This window comes from Paraburkholderia hospita (assembly GCF_002902965.1).
Lineage (GTDB): Bacteria > Pseudomonadota > Gammaproteobacteria > Burkholderiales > Burkholderiaceae > Paraburkholderia > Paraburkholderia hospita.
Map to the genome: position 1 here is coordinate 2046994 of NZ_CP026106.1, position 18216 is coordinate 2065209.

17 protein-coding genes are annotated in these 18216 nt (G+C 62.2%); 7 read left to right on the forward strand and 10 right to left on the reverse strand.

The genetic code is table 11. The annotated features are described in order from the left end of the window. Positions 1–19 precede the first annotated feature (19 nt). A complete protein-coding gene (locus C2L64_RS27495; protein WP_007589459.1) occupies positions 20–1420 on the reverse strand; it encodes an FAD-binding oxidoreductase in 1401 nt (466 codons plus the stop codon). Between the two features lie 8 nt (positions 1421–1428). After that, on the reverse strand, positions 1429–2412 hold the full coding sequence (locus C2L64_RS27500) for an isopenicillin N synthase family dioxygenase (RefSeq protein WP_007589461.1): 984 nt from the start codon (positions 2410–2412) through the stop codon (positions 1429–1431). Positions 2413–2718: 306 nt separating this feature from the next. On the opposite strand from C2L64_RS27500, the gene C2L64_RS27505 reads away from it, so the two are divergent. The 5 genes from C2L64_RS27505 to hutC (C2L64_RS27525) all read left to right on the forward strand — a co-directional run bounded on the left by C2L64_RS27505 (position 2719) and on the right by hutC (C2L64_RS27525) (position 6696). After that, positions 2719–3558 carry a transporter substrate-binding domain-containing protein gene (locus C2L64_RS27505; RefSeq protein ID WP_007589462.1) on the forward strand — a complete coding sequence of 280 codons (840 nt, stop codon included), beginning with the start codon at positions 2719–2721 and terminating at the stop codon, positions 3556–3558. A gap of 71 nt (positions 3559–3629) precedes the next feature. Further along, positions 3630–4280, forward strand: a complete 651-nt coding sequence (locus C2L64_RS27510; protein ID WP_007589463.1) for an amino acid ABC transporter permease — start codon at positions 3630–3632, stop codon at positions 4278–4280. A 10-nt stretch (positions 4281–4290) separates the two neighbouring features. Then, positions 4291–4953: an amino acid ABC transporter permease gene (locus tag C2L64_RS27515; protein WP_007589465.1), complete on the forward strand. Its 663-nt coding sequence runs from the start codon at positions 4291–4293 to the stop codon at positions 4951–4953. A 19-nt stretch (positions 4954–4972) separates the two neighbouring features. Further along, on the forward strand, positions 4973–5839 hold the full coding sequence (locus C2L64_RS27520; RefSeq protein WP_007589467.1) for an amino acid ABC transporter ATP-binding protein: 867 nt from the start codon (positions 4973–4975) through the stop codon (positions 5837–5839). Between the two features lie 110 nt (positions 5840–5949). After that, the gene (gene hutC, locus C2L64_RS27525; protein ID WP_007589468.1) at positions 5950–6696 is read left to right on the forward strand and encodes a histidine utilization repressor; all 747 of its coding nucleotides are present in this window, start codon (positions 5950–5952) and stop codon (positions 6694–6696) included. Positions 6697–7574: 878 nt separating this feature from the next. On the opposite strand, the gene hutC (C2L64_RS27530) is transcribed toward hutC (C2L64_RS27525), so the two are convergent. The 6 genes from hutC (C2L64_RS27530) to C2L64_RS27555 form a co-directional block, all read right to left on the reverse strand. Then, positions 7575–8330 (reverse strand): histidine utilization repressor, encoded by a 756-nt coding sequence (gene hutC, locus C2L64_RS27530; protein ID WP_007587173.1) that lies wholly within the window; start codon positions 8328–8330, stop codon positions 7575–7577. A 32-nt stretch (positions 8331–8362) separates the two neighbouring features. Further along, positions 8363–9970 carry an HAL/PAL/TAL family ammonia-lyase gene (locus C2L64_RS27535; RefSeq protein WP_007587172.1) on the reverse strand — a complete coding sequence of 536 codons (1608 nt, stop codon included), beginning with the start codon at positions 9968–9970 and terminating at the stop codon, positions 8363–8365. 77 nt (positions 9971–10047) lie between these two features. Further along, on the reverse strand, positions 10048–10839 hold the full coding sequence (locus tag C2L64_RS27540) for an ABC transporter ATP-binding protein (RefSeq protein ID WP_007587171.1): 792 nt from the start codon (positions 10837–10839) through the stop codon (positions 10048–10050). A 21-nt stretch (positions 10840–10860) separates the two neighbouring features. After that, positions 10861–11613 (reverse strand): ABC transporter permease, encoded by a 753-nt coding sequence (locus C2L64_RS27545; protein ID WP_007587163.1) that lies wholly within the window; start codon positions 11611–11613, stop codon positions 10861–10863. A gap of 15 nt (positions 11614–11628) precedes the next feature. Beyond that, entirely contained in the window at positions 11629–12351 is a 723-nt protein-coding gene (locus C2L64_RS27550; RefSeq protein WP_007587161.1) for an ABC transporter permease, read from the reverse strand. 100 nt (positions 12352–12451) lie between these two features. Then, on the reverse strand, positions 12452–13294 hold the full coding sequence (locus C2L64_RS27555) for a transporter substrate-binding domain-containing protein (protein ID WP_042315471.1): 843 nt from the start codon (positions 13292–13294) through the stop codon (positions 12452–12454). An 867-nt stretch (positions 13295–14161) separates the two neighbouring features. Here C2L64_RS27555 and C2L64_RS27560 point away from each other — a divergent pair. Both C2L64_RS27560 and C2L64_RS27565 read left to right on the forward strand, forming a co-directional pair. Then, positions 14162–14515, forward strand: a complete 354-nt coding sequence (locus C2L64_RS27560) for a DUF4148 domain-containing protein (RefSeq protein WP_007587157.1) — start codon at positions 14162–14164, stop codon at positions 14513–14515. A 102-nt stretch (positions 14516–14617) separates the two neighbouring features. Further along, positions 14618–15412, forward strand: coding sequence for an alpha/beta hydrolase (locus tag C2L64_RS27565; RefSeq protein ID WP_007587155.1), 795 nt, complete (start codon positions 14618–14620; stop codon positions 15410–15412). A gap of 86 nt (positions 15413–15498) precedes the next feature. Here C2L64_RS27565 and C2L64_RS27570 read toward each other — a convergent pair whose 3' ends face one another. Beyond that, a complete protein-coding gene (locus tag C2L64_RS27570; RefSeq protein WP_039901257.1) occupies positions 15499–15756 on the reverse strand; it encodes a hypothetical protein in 258 nt (85 codons plus the stop codon). Positions 15757–16129: 373 nt separating this feature from the next. Then, positions 16130–17851: a ubiquinone-dependent pyruvate dehydrogenase gene (gene poxB / locus C2L64_RS27575; RefSeq protein WP_007587150.1), complete on the reverse strand. Its 1722-nt coding sequence runs from the start codon at positions 17849–17851 to the stop codon at positions 16130–16132. Between the last annotated feature and the right edge of the window lie 365 nt (positions 17852–18216).

An 18216-nucleotide genomic window follows, 5' to 3' on the forward strand; every position in this document is an offset into this window, starting at 1 on the left:
CGTCGTGGGCATAAAAACACTAGAACAACTTACCCGGATTCAAAATCCCATTCGGATCGAGCGCATGCTTGATCGCTTTCATCACGGCGAGTTCTTCGTCCGAACGCGACACGGGCAGGAACTCGCGCTTGAGCGAGCCGATGCCGTGCTCCGCCGACACCGACCCGCGCAGCGGCGCGAGCATGTCATAGACGAGCGCATATACGTCATGATGATCGACGCCCGGCACGGAATGCCCGTCGACGGTCACATGCAGATTCGAATCGCCGATATGCCCGAAGAAATACGACTCGTTGCCCGGCCAGGCGCGGTCGATCGCGGCGCGGCAACGATCGACGAATGCGCCGATCTCGCCAATCGGCAAACTCACGTCGAAGTTGATGGGATCGAGCTTGACGGGAAATTCCGCCGTGCATTCGCGGATCGCCCACAGCGCGCGCGTATCGGCAACCGATTGCGCGATCACGGCGTCGCGGATCGCCGCTTCATCAAGCGCCTCCATCAGCACGCCGGAAAAACGCGAGCCGTCGTCATCGGTATCGAAGCTCGCATGCTCGATCAATGCGTATAACGGATGCGCTTCGGCAAATGGCGAGCGCGTGCCCGTCAGCTTCACGCCGAAGTCAAAGAAGTCCGGCCACATGATCTCGAATGCGCCGATGTCGTTGCCGAAGCGCGTCGAGAGCCGGCGCAGCAGACTGACGGCCTGATCGTAATCACTCAGCGCAACGAGCGCCGTATGACGCGACGCGCGCTGCGGCTGCAGCTTCAGCACCGCGCGCGTGATCACGCCCAGCGTCCCTTCCGAGCCGATGAACCAGTGCTTCAGGTCATAGCCGGTATTGTTCTTCACCATCTTGTTCAGCGAACTCAGCACCGCGCCGTTCGCCAGCACGACTTCGAGACCGAGCACCTGGTCACGCGCGGTGCCCGATTGAATCACGCGATTGCCGCCCGCGTTCGTTGCGAGATTGCCGCCGATCTGGCACGAGCCGCGCGCGCCGAGATCGAGCGCAAGTTCGAAGCCCGCTTGCGTCGCCGCTTCCTGTGCGGCCTGCAAGGTCGTGCCGGCGCGCACGGTGAGGGTCGCCGCTGCGCTGTCGATTTCCTCGACGCCAGCAAGACGGTCCAGCGACAACGCAATATCCGTCGCGCGTGGAATCGAGCCGCCCGCAAGGCCCGTCATTCCACCCTGCGGCACGATGCTCTGGCGAGCGTCGTTGCAGATCATCAACGCGCGTGCGACCTGCTCCGTCGTGCGCGGCAGCAGCAAGGCGGCGGGACGTGTGGGTTCGTGACGCGTCCAATCCGTCATCGAGCGCTCGCCGATTTCATCGCCCACGCGCACCGCGTCATCGCCCAACGCTTCGCGCAACGCGGCCAAGGTCGATGCGAGCGCGGCCCGTTCGTTCACTGTCATGCGGTTCCTTATGTCGTTCCTTGCTCTGCGGCGAGCTTCTTCCGATACCCCATCGAACTGTTGATGCGGCCCAGAATATAGTCGCCCGCAGCGACGGGTTCGTATTTGCTGTCGGCGTCGGGCGTGCCGAGATCGCGCGGATCGACGTTCGACGTATAAGTCGGATCATAAAACGTCGCGATCGAATAGCGCTCGCGGCCCGACCCGTTGATCACGCGATGCAGCGTCGAGCGAAAGCGGTCATTCGTCCAGCGCGCCAGCAGATCGCCGACATTCACGACGAAACTGCCTTCAATGGGCGGCGCCTCGATCCACGTCTCATTCGCGATTTCGCGCACCTGCAGCCCGCCAACCTGATCCTGCCACAGCAGCGTGATGCAGCCGTAATCGGTATGCGGCGCGACGCCGAACTGGTCATCATCGGATTGCGGCGGCTGCGGCGGATAGTAGACCATCTGCGTGCGCTGCATCCGCTTCGTATAGCGCGGCGCGAAGAAATCTTCAGGAACGCCCAGGCCCGTCGCCACCGCGCGCAGCAAGTCCGCGCCGCATGCACCGACCTCCTCGTAATAGCCGTACAACGCGGGCTGCAATGCCGGCATGAAGTCCGGCCAGTTGTTCGGCCCGCGCAGCGCCTGGCCCGCGAGCACGTCGGGATCGCTCTCGGGCAACTCCAGACCGATGCTATAGAACTCCTTGTAATCGGGCCGTTTTGCCTGATACATCGTCGCGTCGCCCAGCGCATTGAAGCCGCGATGCCGATGATTCACTGCCGCCCGCCGTTTCGTCTCGACGGGAAACGCAAAGAATTCGCGCGCCGCCTGTTCCGCACGATCGATCACCGCTTGCGGCACGCCGTGATTGACGATGTAGAAGAAGCCGATGGTCGTGCATGCATCGCGTATCTCGCGGCCCGCGCGCGCGAGCGCGTCGCGGTCACCGGCGCGCACGCCGGCCAGATCGACAATCGGAATGCGAGTGGCTGGCTGCATTGCGGAACTCCTTCATCACGAAGATTGAACTGACTATTTGATACATGCATCGAACCATGCTTCGATACATCGCCGCGCACACCGCATGCGGATCAGCGAGAGTTTCACGTTGTATATACCGCCAAAAGCGCAATCGCAAGTTGCGTTGCACCTGGCTTCAATCATCTGCAGAAGATGCGCCAGCGGCATTAGGGTTTGACAGCATGCGATTATTTTTTTCGCGCAAAACCAGCGGTATATACTGCCTCGCATGATTCGCGCCCCGCCACGTCGAGCGCGACACACTTTGCCAACGGGAGAATCTCAATGGGTATCTTTGCAGGCTGGAAGTGTCGTCTCGCGATGGTGGCGTTCTGCGCCGCCGCGTCCGTAGCCAGCGTCGGCGCGCACGCGGAAGATCAACTCGCGAAGGTCAAGAAGGCAGGCGAACTCGTAGTCGGAACGGAGATGCAGTTCGCGCCGTTCGACTTCCTCGAGAACGGCCAGCAGGCTGGCTTCAACAAGGACCTGTTCGCCGAAGTCGGCAAAGAACTCGGCGTGAAAGTGCGCTTCATCGATCTACCCTGGCCGAGCGTGCTGCCCGGTCTCGAAGCGGGCAAGTTCGACATGGTGGGCGGCCCGCTCACGGTGACGAAAGCGCGCATGGAACGGTATACGTACACGCTGCCCGTCGCTGACGCGACCGACGCGCTTCTCAAGCGCGCCAACGATACGTCGCTCAAGCAATCATCGGACATCGCCGGCAAGATTGTCGGCGCGGGCAAAGGCTCCGCACAGCTCGATCAGCTGAAGGCCTACATCGCGACACTGCCGAAGCAGCCCGAAGTGCGCGAATACGTCGACAACAATCAGGCGTATGCGGATCTCGCAGCGGGCCGCATCGCTGCCGTCGCCAACTCGATGACCAACATCGCGTACGTCGCGAAACAGCGCCCCGAAGCGTTCGCCGTCGTCACGCCGCCGTTCGGCGCGAAAGTGTACTTCGCCTACTGCCTGCGCAAGGATGCGGACAGCAAGCCGCTCGCCGACGCGTTCAACGCCGCGCTGGTCAAGATGCACAACGACGGCCGTCTGGCATCGTTGCAGAAGAAATGGTTCGGCGTGGCAATGGATGCGCCCACCACGATGCCCACGCCCAACTACTGATGCCCTGAATCGCGCGGCGCACCCGCTCTCGGGCGCGCCGCTTACATGTCCGTTCTTGCAGGCAACAGGCCATGTTCAGCGCCCACGTTTTCGCTCAAGGTTTTCCACTCCTGCTGCAAGCCGCGCTCGCAACGATCGGCATTTCGCTGACGGGGCTGGTGATCGGCTTCTTCGTCGGCATCGGTGTGTGCTCGGCGCGATTGTCGTCGAAGGCAATTGCGCAACGCTTCGGCGGCGCATATGTGTTCTTCTTTCGCGGCGTGCCGATGCTCGTGCAACTGCTGCTCGTCTATTACCTATTGCCGTTCGTCGGCATCAACGTGTCGCCCATCGTCGCCGCGATCAGCGCGGTGTCGCTCTGTTCCGCGTCGTATATCGCGGAGATACTGCGCGGCGGCTTTCTGAACATTCCGCCCGGCCAGATCGAAGCGGCGCGCATGCTCGGCCTCTCGCCCATCGACATGCTGCGCCGCATTCAGGTGCCGCAAGCCTTTCGCATGACGCTGCCTTCGCTCGTCAACGAAATGGTGCTGCTGATCAAGGCGTCGTCGCTGATCTCCGTGGTCGGCGTGGCCGAAATCACGCGCACCGCGCAAAACATCGCAGCCAGCACGTACCGGCCGCTCGAAGCTTATGTCGCGGCGGGATTGATCTACTTCGTGATCTGCGGTGCGCTTGCGCTGGTCGCGCACACCGCCGAGCATCGTCTGCAACACACCTGAGGACCGAACGATGCAGCAATTCGATCCCACCGTCATCACGCACAATCTGCAGCCCATCGCCGCTGGCCTCGCGACGACGCTTGGCACATGGATCATCGGCGTCGCGCTCGGCCTGCTGATCGGCTTCCTGATCGCCGTGCTGCAACTTTTTTGCGGGCGCTGGGTGCGCGGCGTGTTGCGCGTGTATATCGAGCTGTTTCGCGGCACGCCGTTTCTCGTGCAACTCTTTTTGCTCTACTACGGCGGCCCGTCGTTCGGCTTGACGCTCGAACCGCTGACGGCCGGCGTGCTCGGCCTCGGCCTGTACGGCAGCGCGTATTTCGCGGAAGCATTCCGCTCCGGTTTTCAATCGATACCGCGCGGACATCTCGAAGCCGCATCATGTCTCGGCCTCACGCGCTGGCAAGCGGTGCTGCGCATCCAGGTGCCGCAAATGCTGGTGCTGATCGTGCCCGCGCTGACCAACCTGACCATCGTGCTCAGCAAGGAAACGGCCGTGCTGTCGATCGTCACCGTGCCCGAGTTGACGTTCGTGCTGACGGGCATCGGCTCCGCGACTTTCGCGTTCGTCGAAACCTTGCTCGTGCTGTGCGTGTGCTATCTCGCGCTCGTCGAACTCACGTCGCGTGCCGGCATGTGGGCGGAAGCGCGCGTTGCCCGCTTCATGGCGTAATCGATAATCAAGGTTCATCATGAATGCACTCGTCGACATGCCCGCTTCTTCTACGCTCGATATGACGCAATCCGGCCAGGCGCCGCTGATCGATGTGCGCGATCTGCGCAAGCGCTTCGGCGACGTCGAAGTGCTGCGCGGCGTCGATCTCGACATCAACCGCTCGGAAGTGGTGTGCATCATCGGGCCATCGGGCTCGGGCAAGAGCACACTGCTGCGCTGCCTCGCCGCGCTGGAGACTTACGATCACGGCGACGTGCGTATCGAAGGCGAGTTGCTCGGTTATACGGAACGCAACGGCAAGCGCGTGCGCGCGTCGCAGGGCGAGATCAACCGCGTGCGCCGCAACGTCGGCATGGTGTTCCAGCAGTTCAACTTGTGGCCGCATATGACGGCGCTCGGCAACGTGATGGAAGCGCTGTTGCGTGTGCGGAATCTGTCGCGCGACGATGCGAAAAAGCGCGCCAATGCGATGCTCGAAACGGTCGGCCTCGCGCACAAGGGCGACGCGTATCCGGCGAAGCTATCGGGCGGTCAGCAGCAGCGCGTCGCGATTGCACGCGCGCTCGCGATGGAGCCGCACATCATGCTGTTCGATGAGCCGACCTCCGCGCTCGACCCGGAACTTGTGGGCGAAGTGCTACAGGTGATGAAGCAGCTTGCGCGCGACGGCATGACGATGGCTGTCGTCACGCACGAAATGGGCTTCGCGGCGCAGGTTGCCGACAAGGTAGTGTTTATTGATCAGGGGCGCATCGCCGTGCAAGGCAAGCCGCAAGATGTCTTTCACGACGCGAATCAGCCGCGCCTGCGCCAGTTCCTGCAAAACTACTTCGACCGCAACGCATTCTGGTCGCGCGGCGCGGACAGCGCGGACCCGGTATGAGCGCCCGCCTCAGCTGATAAAAGCCGATGCCCGCCCCCGCCATCCGCGACAAGCTGCGCACGCGAGCCCTTGCGAAAGCACGCAAGTCTCGCGGGCCGAATGCTCACGCGATGGCGCCCGATGCACCGAACGGCGCCCCTGCCGCGCGCTACGAGCAGGTCAAGCAATACATCCGCAACACGATCGACTCCGGCGAGCGACGCGCGGGCGATCGCATTCCATCGGAACTCGATCTCGTCGAGTCGCTCGGCGTGTCGAGGATGACTGTCAACCGCGCGTTGCGCGAACTCACGAATGAAGGCTTGTTGACGCGTGTGTCGGGTGTCGGCACGTTCGTCGCCGAATCCAAGCCGCAATCGACGCTGCTGATGATCGCGCACATCGGCGACGAGATCCGCTCGCGTGGCCATGAATACAGCTATCAGACCGTCCTCATGCAGCGCGAGGTGGCGCCTGTCAATGTGTCTAATGCGCTGGGGCTTCCGTTGGGCGCGTCGGTGTTTCATGTGATCTGCGTGCATCGCGAGAACGGTTTGCCCGTGCAACTCGAGGACCGTTACGTGAATCCCGCCATCGCACCGGATTTCATCGAGCAGGATTTTGCGGCCGTGCGTCCTTCCGAGTACCTGTTCAGCGTCGTGCCGGCGCATGACGTCGAGCATGTCGTCGACGCCGGCCTGCCGAGCCGCGCGGAAGCCGAGTTGCTGCAGATCGCGCCCGAAGAGCCGTGCCTCACGCTGATGCGGCGCACGTGGACGAGCGGCGTCGCGGTGACCTTCGCGCGGTTCGTGCATCCGGGATCGCGATACAGGCTTGGATGCCGGTTTGCGCCGGATACTTCGCAGAGACAGGGGTAGTCTTTGCAAGCTGGGCGCCTTAATTGCCTCTCGGCTTCTCTGCGCTCGTTACGCGTTGAATCGCTGGCCAATCTCTCACAGATGTTGGTGTTTTGAGGTTGTAGTTGGCATCCGCGATGCGTTAGCTTGCTTCATGCGTTGCCCCTGTGCGGGGCAGCACCTACTTTTCTTTGCCGCCGCAAAGAAAAGTAGGCAAAAGAAAGCGGCTAACACCGCCAATTCTTGTTCTTATCCACGGGCCCCCAACTTCCCCATCCTTCACACGGCAGTGCGCTGGTCGGTGCTCGTTGCCAACGCTTCGAATGAATGCCTCACCCACTTCGAATACCCGTACATGGGCGAGCGGCAGCGAATGGTATGCGCCGCCCAGGTGGCAAACTGTGTGTAGGTTGTCGCGTCATATGCGTTAACGCTCTTACAGGGTGGGACGCTTGCGCTATCGGTCCGGAGTAAGGCGTGTGCAGTACTACGGCCTACACACAGTTTGCCACCTGGGCGGCGGTGGAATATCTGGCACGGCGTGCGGCGACGCGGGCGCATGAAGCGGGTGAGGCGTATGGAGAGAGCGTTGGCAACGCACGCGAACAGGAAAGTTGCCGTGTGAAGCGTAAGAACCTGTGGGGGCCCTCAGGCAGGAAGAAATGCTGGCGGTGTTAGCCGCTTTCTTTTGCCTACTTTTCTTTGCGGCGGCAAAGAAAAGTAGGTGCCGCCCCGCACAGGGGCGACGCTTGAAGCAGGCAAAACAATTCGCGGATGCCCGCGCAAAACCAAAACAAACCACCCAGCGTCGCAGACAATCAAAAGTAAGTGCCACCTCGCACAGGGGCAACGCATGAAGCTAGATACCGAATCGCGGATGCCAGCGCAGCAAAAAAAACCTACACATTCCCTGCCAGATGAAACCGCGATGCCGGATGCCATAGCTGCACCGACGTCGCGACCTGCTCCCCAACCCATGTCCTGCGCCACAGCATCAGGCAAGGCTCGCCAATCTCCATCATCAGATGGCGGCGCACATGCGCGGTGGGCTTCTGCGCGTAGATGCGGAACTCGGCACGCTGGATCGGCGCGAGACGCACCATGTAGTGATTCGGCGTTTCGATCGTGAAGTCCTGATCCAGATAATCCGGAAACACGCGCGGATTCACATAGCGGTCCTCGTATTGGATCGGCTCGCTCTCTTCGTTGTGCACGATGCGCGAATGGAACACGGGGCCTTTCGCGAGCACCAGCGCATCGAGCGCGAGCGGATCGTCGCTCGCTTCAAGCGTCAGCACGCGCGCCGAATGGCGGTGACCGCGCGCGGTGATCTCGTCGGCAATATTACGGATTTCGAGCACCGTCGATTCATAGCGTTGCGGCGCGACATACGTGCCCGAGCCTTGCACGCGCGTCAGCACGCGCTCCGTCGTCAACTCGCGCAGCGCGCGCGATACCGTCATGCGCGCGACGCCGAACTCCTTCACCAGCTCCGCTTCCGACGGAATCAATCCGCCGGGTTTCCAGACGCCCTCTTCGATCCGCGCGATCACGTAACGCTTGATCTGCTCGTACGCGGGCATCGCTTTGGCAGGCGTCGTGCGCGCGCCAGTGGAATGTTCCTCTGCCGTCTCCAGGTGCCCGTTTATCGTCATGTTCACGTCGACCTCGTGGGTTGATCGCATTCTTATGCGGCGGATTGCGGCGCGTGCTGCGCGGCAGCCTTCGGATCATTCGCGGCGTGCGCGGCAAAGCCCGTGTGATCGCTGGGTGCCGGCGTCGAAGGCAAGTTGCCCGAAGCGGGCGGCAACGGCGGCGCTGCCTCGCCGATCAGGCGGAACGCAACGGCCATATCGTCGGCCAGCGGACGATCGTCGCGATACGTCGGTACGACGGCGCGCACCCTGCGCCACAATGCGTCGGTGTGCGGCGCGCGCGACGCGTCGATGGGTTGCAGGTCGTATGCCTGTGCCGCCGCCAGCAACTCGATCGCGATGATGCGGCCGGTGTTGTCGATGATTTCCAATGCCTTCAGCGCGGCGGGCGTCGCGTGACACAGATGGTCTTCCTGCAAGCCCGATGTGATACCGCCATCCAGGCTCGCGGGCGCGGCCAGCCGCCGGTTCTGCGCGACCAGCGAAGCGGCCGTGTACTGCGCAATCATGAAGCCGGAGCACGTACCGCCAGGCTCCGCGAGAAACGCCGGCAAGCCGCTCACGAGCGGATTCACGAGCCGGTCGAGACGCCGCTCGGCCATCGCCGCGACCTGCGCAATCGCCGTCGCGAGACTGTCCATCGCAAGTGCGATCGACGCGCCCACTGCATGTGCCTGCGAATAAACTCGCGGCGCATCCGGCGTCCCTGCGACGATCGGATTATCGGTGATCGACGCGAGTTCGCGGTTCACGACGACAACGGTCGCATCGAGCACATCGCGCGCCGCGCCGTGCACGTGCGGAATCGTGCGCATCGAAAGAGGATCCTGGGTGCGCTGACCCACTACCGACGCAAGAATGCCGCTCTCGGCAAGCGCATTACGCATCCGCTCACCGACGAGATTCAATCCCGGCGACACACGCAACGCGAGCGAATCGGCATCGAATGCGGCTAGCTGTCCGCGCAGATTTTCGAAGCTCATCGCCGCGATCGCGTCGGTCCAGTCGAGCACGCGTTCGGCGCGAGCGAGCGCCAGCGCCGCGAGTCCCGTCACGCAAGGCGTGCCGTTGATGAGGCTCAAGCCTTCTTTCGCTTCGAGCACGAGCGGCTCGCGTTCGAGCTGCCTGAGCGCCTCGCGTCCGCTGATCCGTTCGTTGCCGTGCCGCACATGTCCTTCGCCGATGCACACCAGCGCGATATGCGCCATATGGCTCAGATAGCCGACAGAGCCGAACGCGGGCACTTCGGGGATATACCCTGCATCGAGCAAGGCGACCAGCTGATCCGCGATCTCGAGACGAATGCCCGAGTGGCCGTGCGCAAAGTTGTTGATCGCGGCGGCCATGATCGCGCGCGTTTCCGCGACGCCAAGCGGTGCGCCGACGCCCACCGCGTGGCTCATCAATATGTTGCGCGACAGCGTGCGCTGTTCCGACGGCGACACGATCACATCGCATAGCGCGCCGACGCCCGTGTTCACGCCATACGCGCGAATGCCGCGCTCGACGATCTGCTCGACGAGCACACGCGCGGCCGCGATGCGCGCGCGCGCCGCATCGGAGAGCACGAGCGGCTCGCCCGCCGCGACCGCGGCCAGTTCGCGCCAGTTCAGAGGACGGTCGGATCGGATGACTGCCATGATGTTGCCTTTCTCGGTACGTGTACTGCTTTTCTAATGTTTGTTGAGTCTCAGGTTCTCAAGCGGAGCGAACCCACTCAGTTCGCGGTGCGCGAATGATGGCTCGACACGAATTGCTTGAAGCGCTCCGACTTCAGATCGCCGAATACCTCGTCGGGCGTGCCGTCGCATTCCGTCTGCCCTTGATGCAGGAACATCACGCGGTTCGACACGTGCCGCGCAAAGCCCATTTCGTGCGTGACGACGAGCATCGTACGGCCTTCTTCCGCGAGCGAGCGCATCACGCGCAGCACTTCGCCGACCAGTTCGGGATCGAGCGCAGAAGTCGGTTCGTCGAACAGCATGACTTTCGGGTGCATCGCTAGCGCACGCGCAATCGCGACGCGCTGCTGCTGACCGCCCGACAGATGCGCCGGATAGTGGCCGCGCTTTTCCGCAAGGCCCACCTTCGCGAGCAATGCCTCCGCTTCTTCGACGGCCTCCGCGCGGCTGCGCTTTTGCACGCGCATCGGCCCTTCGATCAGGTTGTCGAGCACGGTCATGTGCGACCACAGATTGAAGTTCTGAAACACCATGCCGAGCTGCGAGCGGATGCGGTCGACCTGCTTGCGGTCGTCCGGTTGCAGCTTGCCGTCCTTGCGGCGTTTCATCTTCAGCGTTTCGCCTGCGAGCGCGACGCTGCCGTCGTCCGGCGTTTCGAGCAGGTTCAGGCAACGCAGGAACGTGCTCTTGCCCGAGCCGCTTGCGCCGAGAATCGAAATGACGTCGCCTTCATGCGCGTCGAGCGAAATGCCCTTCAAAACGTGATGGTCGCCGAACGACTTGTGAATGTTCTTGACCGACAGTGCAACGGGTGCCGTAGCGTTCATGAGATTCTCCTGGATGGGCCGTCAGGGTGCGGCACGACGTGCTTCGGTAGCGGGCGGAATCGCGCGCGGCGCAGCGTTCACGGGCGCTGCGCGCAGATGGCGCGACAGACGCCGTTCGAGCAAACCGAGCAGGCGCACGACGACAAAGTTCAGGAACAGATAGATCAGCGCAGCGCAGATGAACACTTCCGTGGTGCGGTATGTCTGCTGGATGATCTGCTGCGCGACGCCCGTCACTTCCCACACGGTGACGAGACTCGCGAGTGCCGTCGACTTGACGAGCAGCACGGCCTCCGTCGAATACGCGGGCAGGCACTGGCGCAACGCGATCGGGCCGATGATGCGGCGCAGAAGCGAAATGCCCGACAGGCCGATCGAATAACCCGCTTCGATCTGCCCGACGGGGACGGCCATCAGACCGCCGCGAATGATTTCCGCCGTGTAGCCTGCCGTGCAAAGTGCAAGCGACAGGACCGCGCAGACATACGGCTCGCGCAGCACGGGCCACATAAAGCTCTCGCGGATCACGCCGAACTGGCCGAGGCCGTAGTAGACAAGAAACATCTGGATCAGCAGCGGCGAACCGCGAAACACCAGAATGTACGCACGCGCAAAGCGGTTCGGCAGCCAGTGCGGCGACACGCGCATCGTGACGATCACGAGCGACAGCAAACCGCCCAGCACCAGCGACGCGAAGAACAGACCCAGCGTGGTCGGCACGGCGCCGAGCAACTGGCGCAGCGTGTCGAGCAAAAAGTCGAAATCGAAAGACATGTTGGCGCTCCGTCGTCAGTTACGCGCGAAGTTGCGCCGGAAGGATTTGCCCACGTGTGCTTCGGCACGGTTGAAGACGCGGTTCGAGATACCCGTCATCACCAGATACAGCGCGCCGCCCACGACGAAGAAGAGGAAATACTGGTGCGTCGAACTGGCGGCGATCTGGCTGGCGCGCAGCAGTTCGGCAAGACCCGTCACCGAAATCAGCGCGGAGTCTTTCAGGCTCAGCTGCCACACGTTGCCGATACCCGGCAGCGCGAAACGCAGCACCTGCGGAATCAGAATACGGCGGGCCATCGTCATGGTCGGCATGCCGATCGAGCGCGCCGCTTCGAGTTCGCCTTTCGACACCGCGAGCACGGCCGAGCGATACACCTCCGCCTGATACGCGCCCGAGATCATGCCGACGGCCAGCGCGCCGATCACGAACGGCGGCACGCCGACGAAGCCTTCGGCGCCGAACCACTGACCAACCGTGGTCACGAGCGTCGAGCCGCCGAAGTAGAACAGATAGATGACGAGCAGCTCGGGCACGCCTCGAAACACCGTCGTGTACAGATCGCCCAGCACGCGCGCCGTGCGAAAGCGCGACAGCTTCGCGGCCGCGATGATCGCGCCGAACACTGCGCCGACTGCGAGCGCCGCGAGCGTCAACGCGACGGTCATCAATGCTGCGAGCAGCAACACGCCGCCCCAGCCTTCCTGCCCGAAGCCGAGCGTCTCGATCAGAGCCATGGCTTACTCCTCATCCCTGCTTTCGTTGATTGACCTGCTTCGCTGAAACAGGTCGTCCGAGCAAGCGCGAGCCACTGCGGCGCGCGCATACGGCTATCGATCAAGGCGTGACGTCGGTCTTGAACCACTTGTCGGAGAGCTTCTTCACAGTGCCGTCCTTCAGCGCGTCGGCGATGGCCGTGTCGAACTTCGCCTTCAGGTCGGCGTCCTGCTTGCGGAACGCAAGGCCTTCGCCCGGACCCCAGATCGGGCCGCCGATCTTCGGTCCCGCCATCGAGATCTGCGCGGACTCTTTCTTGTCCGAGTTGGCGGCGTAGTACGTGACGTCGTCGAACGATGCGTCGATGCGGCCGTTCGCCAGATCGAGATCGCGTTCCGGCGAGGTCTTGTACACGCGGATCGTCGCGATGTCCTTGAAGCCTTCGTTGATGAATTTAGTGTAGACCGTACCCGACTGGATACCGATGGTCTTGCCCTTCAACTGCTTGCGCAGCGCGTCGACGGTCGGCTTGTCGGTCTTCGGGTCGCCCGTCAGCTTGACGACGGGTGCGCCCGGCGTTGCCTTCGGGATGACCTTCGTATCGGAGACGGCGAAGGTGGCGGGCGTTGCGGCATAGGGGCGCGAGAACGCGATGATCTTTTCACGCTCGGGCGTAATCGAGATCGCGTCCATCAAGACGTCGAACTTGCCGGCCTGCAGACCGGGAATCATGCCGTCCCAGTCTTGTGCAACCAGGTTGCACTGCAGCTTGATGCGCTCGCACAGGTTGGCGACCAGTTCCGGCTCGAAGCCGCCCAACTTGCCGCCCGGCAACGTGAGGTTCCACGGCGCGTAGCCGCCTTCCAGCGCGATCGTCACCGACTTCCATTCCTTCGCCTGCGCGGGCGCGCCAGCGAGCGCCACGGCGCCGAGGACCGCGCCCATCAATACTTTCGACAACATAGTGCGGCTTGCCTTGTTCACCTTCACGTCGAATCTCCTTTTCGTCTGAACGGGTCCCTTCGCTTGTCGCGTGCCGGACATGTATAGACAAGTCTGCATGAGGTCAAAAATGATCGCAACTGGAATTCTCAAAAATTATTGAATTCTTCGGGTAAGCCCTTATACAAAGGGATTCACGCGGGCTCGAACGACCGAACAAGAGGACCTTTTAGCCGCGCCACGCTGGTGCAGCTGACTAGACAGGTTGACGATTACGGTGCCGTCTTTGCACCGGATTGGCACCCAAAGCCGTGGGTAGGGAACCTTGCAGAAGCGAAAGCCAACTCTCGGGCAGCCGCGCCGTAGTCATACGTTGGTATGGCGGGCTGGAACCTTTGGCCTGATCCGCTCATCTGCGCAGCGGCATCGCGTCAGACAAGCGCATGACCTGGCAGTGTTTTCAGCATCCAGACGGTCATGCGACGCAACGTTAGTAGGTCCCGACTCGTTCGTATGTACGGCTGGAGCGCAGACCGTCATCGCACTACATTACATGCACCGCTGGCCGATCTGATGGCTGGCGCAGGAGCCGGACTACAAGGGCTGATCCAACCGGGCCCATCCGCTTCGCAACAAAAAGTTTGGCTTGCCGGGAATGAAAGTCGAAGTCGCCGTGTTTGCCTCTATGTAGCAAGCGACATCGAAACAGGTTTGACAGAAGGGCACGACCAGACAGCCGTACGACAGCAGTTGATGCAGAAGCTTTAACGACGTTTTCAAGCTCATTGGCCCGTTCGAATTGAACACAATTTGTTCAGGATGTCGAATCAATATTTTCGACATGCGAATGAGCCGGACGTTTAAACACACTCATTCTGGAGTTACATCATGAAGAAGATTTTTGTTTGCCTCGCAGTCGCAGCCGGCGCACTCGCCGCTCCCGCTCTGAGCTTCGCTCAATCGAATGGCCCCGTCACCCGCGCCGAGGTTCGTGCCGATCTCGTTCGCGTCGAACAGGCCGGCTATCAGCCGGGCCGCGGCGAGGACATCAACTATCCGTCCGACATCCAGGCTGCCGAAGCGAAGATCGCTGCGCAGGACAACCACAATCTGACGAACAACGCAGTTGGCGGCGTCGCGATGACGGGTACGTCGTCGTCGGGCAAGTCCTCGCGTTCCGCTTCGAACAACAACGCGTGTGTCGGCCCCGTCAGCTACTGCAACATTTTCTTCGGCAGCTAAATGGCGCGCACATGACCCTGCGCCCCACTGTCAGGCGCAGGGTCGCGCTGCATCCCTTTCTGGTCTGTTTCCTGTTTCTGTTCCTGATTTACGGAGTCTCTTGTGAAAAGTTCGTTGCACGTAGCTGCGGCCCTTGCGTTGTCGACCGGTCTTCTCGCCTCTTCGGGCGCGATGGCGCAGGACGCCCAACCCGCGCACGCCCCCATCAAGAATATCGTTCTGGTTCATGGCGCCTGGGTGGACGGTTCGGGCTGGAAGCCCGTCTATGACATCCTCACCAAAGACGGCTATCACGTCACGCTAGTGCAGGAACCGCTGACCTCGCTCGACGACGACGTCGCAGCAACGAAGCGTGTCCTCGATCTGCAAAACGGCCCGACCATTCTCGTCGGCCACAGCTACGGCGGCTCGATCATTACGGAAGCAGGCGTCGATCCGCATGTGGTCGGTCTCGTGTATGTCGCAGCCCATGCGCCGAACGTCGGCGAAGACGAAGCCACGCTCGGCAAGGGCAAGCCCAGCTACACGTCGAAGCAGCCGGGCGCAATCGAAAAGACAGATGACGGCTATACGTATCTGAATCCGTCCGTGTTCCCGAAGGACTTCGCTGGGGATCTGCCGCTGAAGCAGGCGCAATTCGAAGCGCAATCGCAGATGCTGACGGCCGCGAAAGTGTTCTCGCAGCCGCTGACGGCTGCGGCCTGGACGACCAAGCCGAGCTGGGGCATCGTCGCGGGCAGCGACAAGATCATCAATCCCGATTTGGAGCGCTGGTACTACGAGCGCGCGCATAGCCACACGACGGTGATTCCGGGCGCAAGCCACTCGGTCTACGAATCGCGTCCGCAGCAGGTCGCGGCCGTGATCGAGGATGCCGCGAAGCACGCACAGCAGTAACCGTCGACGCTCACGCTAAACGCGAGCGCTGAATGCGAAGCGGCGCGCCCACAAGGCGCGCCGCGCGCGTATTGCAGCTCATCGAATCAGTTACCGAAATAGATATTGCATTGCGTACCAGTCGAGCAATTACGCGTAGACTGCATCGTTCTGCCCGACGAAGTGCGGGTATCCATCGCGCCGCCATACGACATATCCGTCGTCGCTTGCGCCGACGCATTCGCATTGTTCTGCATCGTGGCCTTCGATGCATCGCTGCTCTGTGCGATGTCATCGGCCATCGTCGCGGCAGGCATGGCCATCAGCAATGCGCCCGCCACGGGTAACGCCATCAGGATCTTCATGTCGAACTCCTTCCATGCAGACGAATCGCCACGCCCTGCATCACGATTCGCCGGACGCCCATCGACGCCTGCGCCATCCGCATCGTTTCGACCGATGCCCGCAAGCGTGAAATCGCGCGCAGCGGCCACCCGCGCCGCAACGTGCTTTTGTTCTATATGCGATTGAATGGCTCAAAGCCCCCGAGTCTGTCGGGCGGCGCAGCGCGGCGCGAAAACGCCGGTTTCTGATCGTTTGACTATCGGCTGCGCAGAGAAGGTCCGCACTGCTGCTTCAGTTATAGACCTTTGCGACGAGACTGCAATGGCGCCTCGCTGCACTGCAACGCGGCGCGCATCGGCTGACGAGACGCGCCGCTTCGTCGTTTTGCGGCTATCAGCGCAAATTGGTCTTCACCAGTTCGACGATTTCATCGCCGCGGCCGTTGAGAATCGCGCGCAGCATGTAAAGGCTGAAGCCCTTTGCCTGCGACAGCTCGATGGTCGGCGGCATGGCGAGTTCATGTTTGTCCGTGACGACGTCCACGAGCGCCGGGCCCTGATGCGCGAATGCCTGTTTCAGCGCGCCCTCCAGTTCTTCGGAATCCTCGACGCGAAGCGAAAAAATGCCCGCACCTTTCGCGATCTGCGCAAAATCGGTCTTGCTCAGGTCGACGTTCGTGTCGAGATAGCCGCCCGCTTTCAGTTCCATCGAAACGAAACCCAGCAGGCTGTTGTTGTACACGATGACCTTGATGGGCAGATCGAGCTGGCGCGCCGTGAGCAGATCGCCGAGCAGCATCGACAGTCCGCCGTCGCCCGATAGCGACACCACCAGCCGCCCCGGATGTGCCGCCTGCGCGCCGAGCGCCTGCGGCATCGCATTGGCCATCGAGCCATGATTGAACGAGCCGTGCAGTTGCCGCTTGCCGTTCATCGTCAGATAGCGCGCCGCCCAGAGTGTGGGCGTGCCGACGTCGGCCGTAAAGATTGCGTCATCGCCGGCGGCTTCGTCGATCATGCGCGTCAGATACTGCGGATGGATCGGCGCGCCGGGGTCGGAAGGCGTGGCGAGCTCGTCGAGATCGCGGCGCGCTTCTTCATAGTGCGCGGTGGCCATATCGACGAACGTGCGGTCGTCTTTGCGCTTGAGCTTCGGCAGCAGCGAGGCGACGGTCTCTTTCACGGTGCCGACGAGGCCCATTGCGAGCGGCGTGCGCTTGCCGAGCTGCGAGCCCTTCCAGTCGATCTGCACGACCTTTGCGTCGGGCGGATAGAACGGCCGGTAGGGAAAGTCGCAGCCGAGCAGCAGCAGCACGTCGCACGACATCATCGCGTGATAGCCCGAACTGAAGCCGATCAGCCCTGTCATGCCGACATCGAATGGATTGTCGTACTCGATGAACTGCTTGCCGCGCAGCGCGTGGACGATCGGCGCGCCGAGCGTGTCGGCGAGTTTGACCACTTCGTCGTGGGCGCCCGCGACGCCGCTGCCGCACATGATCGTCACCGCTTCGCAGTCGTTGAGCATCGTCGCGAGTTTGGTGAGTTCGCTATCGGGCGGCAGGATCGCGGACGGCGCGGTCTGATTCCAGACGGGCGACAGCGACGGCCCTTCGCTCAAAGCGATATCGCCGGGCAGCACGATCACGGCGACGCCGCGCTGCTCGATTGCGGTGCGCATGGCGCGTTCGAGCACGCGGGGGAACTGTGAAGCGTTCACTATCAGTTCGGCGAAGTGGCTGCACTCCTTGAAGATTTCAGTGGGGTGCGTTTCCTGGAAGTAGCCGAGGCCGATTTCCGTCGATGGAATGTGCGCGGCGATCGCGAGGACAGGTTGCTGGTTGCGGTGGCAGTCGTATAGGCCGTTGATCAGGTGCAGGTTGCCTGGGCCGCAGCTGCCCGCGCAGACGGCGAGCTGGCCGGTCGATGCGGCGTCGGCGCCTGCTGCGAAGGCTGCTGCCTCTTCGTGGCGGGTGTGCATCCAGCGGATCGAGCCGACCTGGTCGAGGCTGAACGCCAGGCCGTTCAAACTGTCGCCTGTGACGCCCCAGATTCGCTTTACGCCTGCGGCGGCTAGGGTTTTTGCAAGGTAATCCGCGATTGTGGTCTTTGCCATGAGCGTTCCTTGAAATGGGTTTTTGGGGTTTTTTTCGTCTGCGACGCTGGGTGGTTTGCTTTGTGAATGCGCTGGCATCCGCGTTATGCCTTCGTGCTTCAAGCGTCGCCCCTGTGCGGGGCGGCACCTACTTTTCTTTGCCGCCGCAAAGAAAAGTAGGCAAAAGAAAGCGGCTAACACCGCCAACATTTCTTCCTGCCTGAGGGCCCCCAACCGGTCCCACGCTTCACACGGCAACCACGTGACTCATGTTAGTTGCCAACGCTCTTGCGGTGCGCCTCACCCGCTTCATGCAACCGCAATCCAGCATGCCGCGCCAGATAGTCCACGGCCGCCCAGGTGGCAAACTGTGTGTAGGCCCTAGT

Bases quoted from the DNA above. Each gene is read 5' to 3' on its own strand.
- C2L64_RS27495 (WP_007589459.1), bottom strand. From the start codon at position 1,420: ATGACAGTGAACGAACGGGCCGCGCTCGCATCGACCTTGGCCGCGTTG.
- C2L64_RS27500 (WP_007589461.1), bottom strand. From the start codon at position 2,412: ATGCAGCCAGCCACTCGCATTCCGATTGTCGATCTGGCCGGCGTGCGC.
- C2L64_RS27505 (WP_007589462.1), top strand. From the start codon at position 2,719: ATGGGTATCTTTGCAGGCTGGAAGTGTCGTCTCGCGATGGTGGCGTTC.
- C2L64_RS27510 (WP_007589463.1), top strand. From the start codon at position 3,630: ATGTTCAGCGCCCACGTTTTCGCTCAAGGTTTTCCACTCCTGCTGCAA.
- C2L64_RS27515 (WP_007589465.1), top strand. From the start codon at position 4,291: ATGCAGCAATTCGATCCCACCGTCATCACGCACAATCTGCAGCCCATC.
- C2L64_RS27520 (WP_007589467.1), top strand. From the start codon at position 4,973: ATGAATGCACTCGTCGACATGCCCGCTTCTTCTACGCTCGATATGACG.
- hutC (WP_007589468.1), top strand. From the start codon at position 5,950: ATGGCGCCCGATGCACCGAACGGCGCCCCTGCCGCGCGCTACGAGCAG.
- hutC (WP_007587173.1), bottom strand. From the start codon at position 8,330: ATGACGATAAACGGGCACCTGGAGACGGCAGAGGAACATTCCACTGGC.
- C2L64_RS27535 (WP_007587172.1), bottom strand. From the start codon at position 9,970: ATGGCAGTCATCCGATCCGACCGTCCTCTGAACTGGCGCGAACTGGCC.
- C2L64_RS27540 (WP_007587171.1), bottom strand. From the start codon at position 10,839: ATGAACGCTACGGCACCCGTTGCACTGTCGGTCAAGAACATTCACAAG.
- C2L64_RS27545 (WP_007587163.1), bottom strand. From the start codon at position 11,613: ATGTCTTTCGATTTCGACTTTTTGCTCGACACGCTGCGCCAGTTGCTC.
- C2L64_RS27550 (WP_007587161.1), bottom strand. From the start codon at position 12,351: ATGGCTCTGATCGAGACGCTCGGCTTCGGGCAGGAAGGCTGGGGCGGC.
- C2L64_RS27555 (WP_042315471.1), bottom strand. From the start codon at position 13,294: ATGTTGTCGAAAGTATTGATGGGCGCGGTCCTCGGCGCCGTGGCGCTC.
- C2L64_RS27560 (WP_007587157.1), top strand. From the start codon at position 14,162: ATGAAGAAGATTTTTGTTTGCCTCGCAGTCGCAGCCGGCGCACTCGCC.
- C2L64_RS27570 (WP_039901257.1), bottom strand. From the start codon at position 15,756: ATGAAGATCCTGATGGCGTTACCCGTGGCGGGCGCATTGCTGATGGCC.
- poxB (WP_007587150.1), bottom strand. From the start codon at position 17,851: ATGGCAAAGACCACAATCGCGGATTACCTTGCAAAAACCCTAGCCGCC.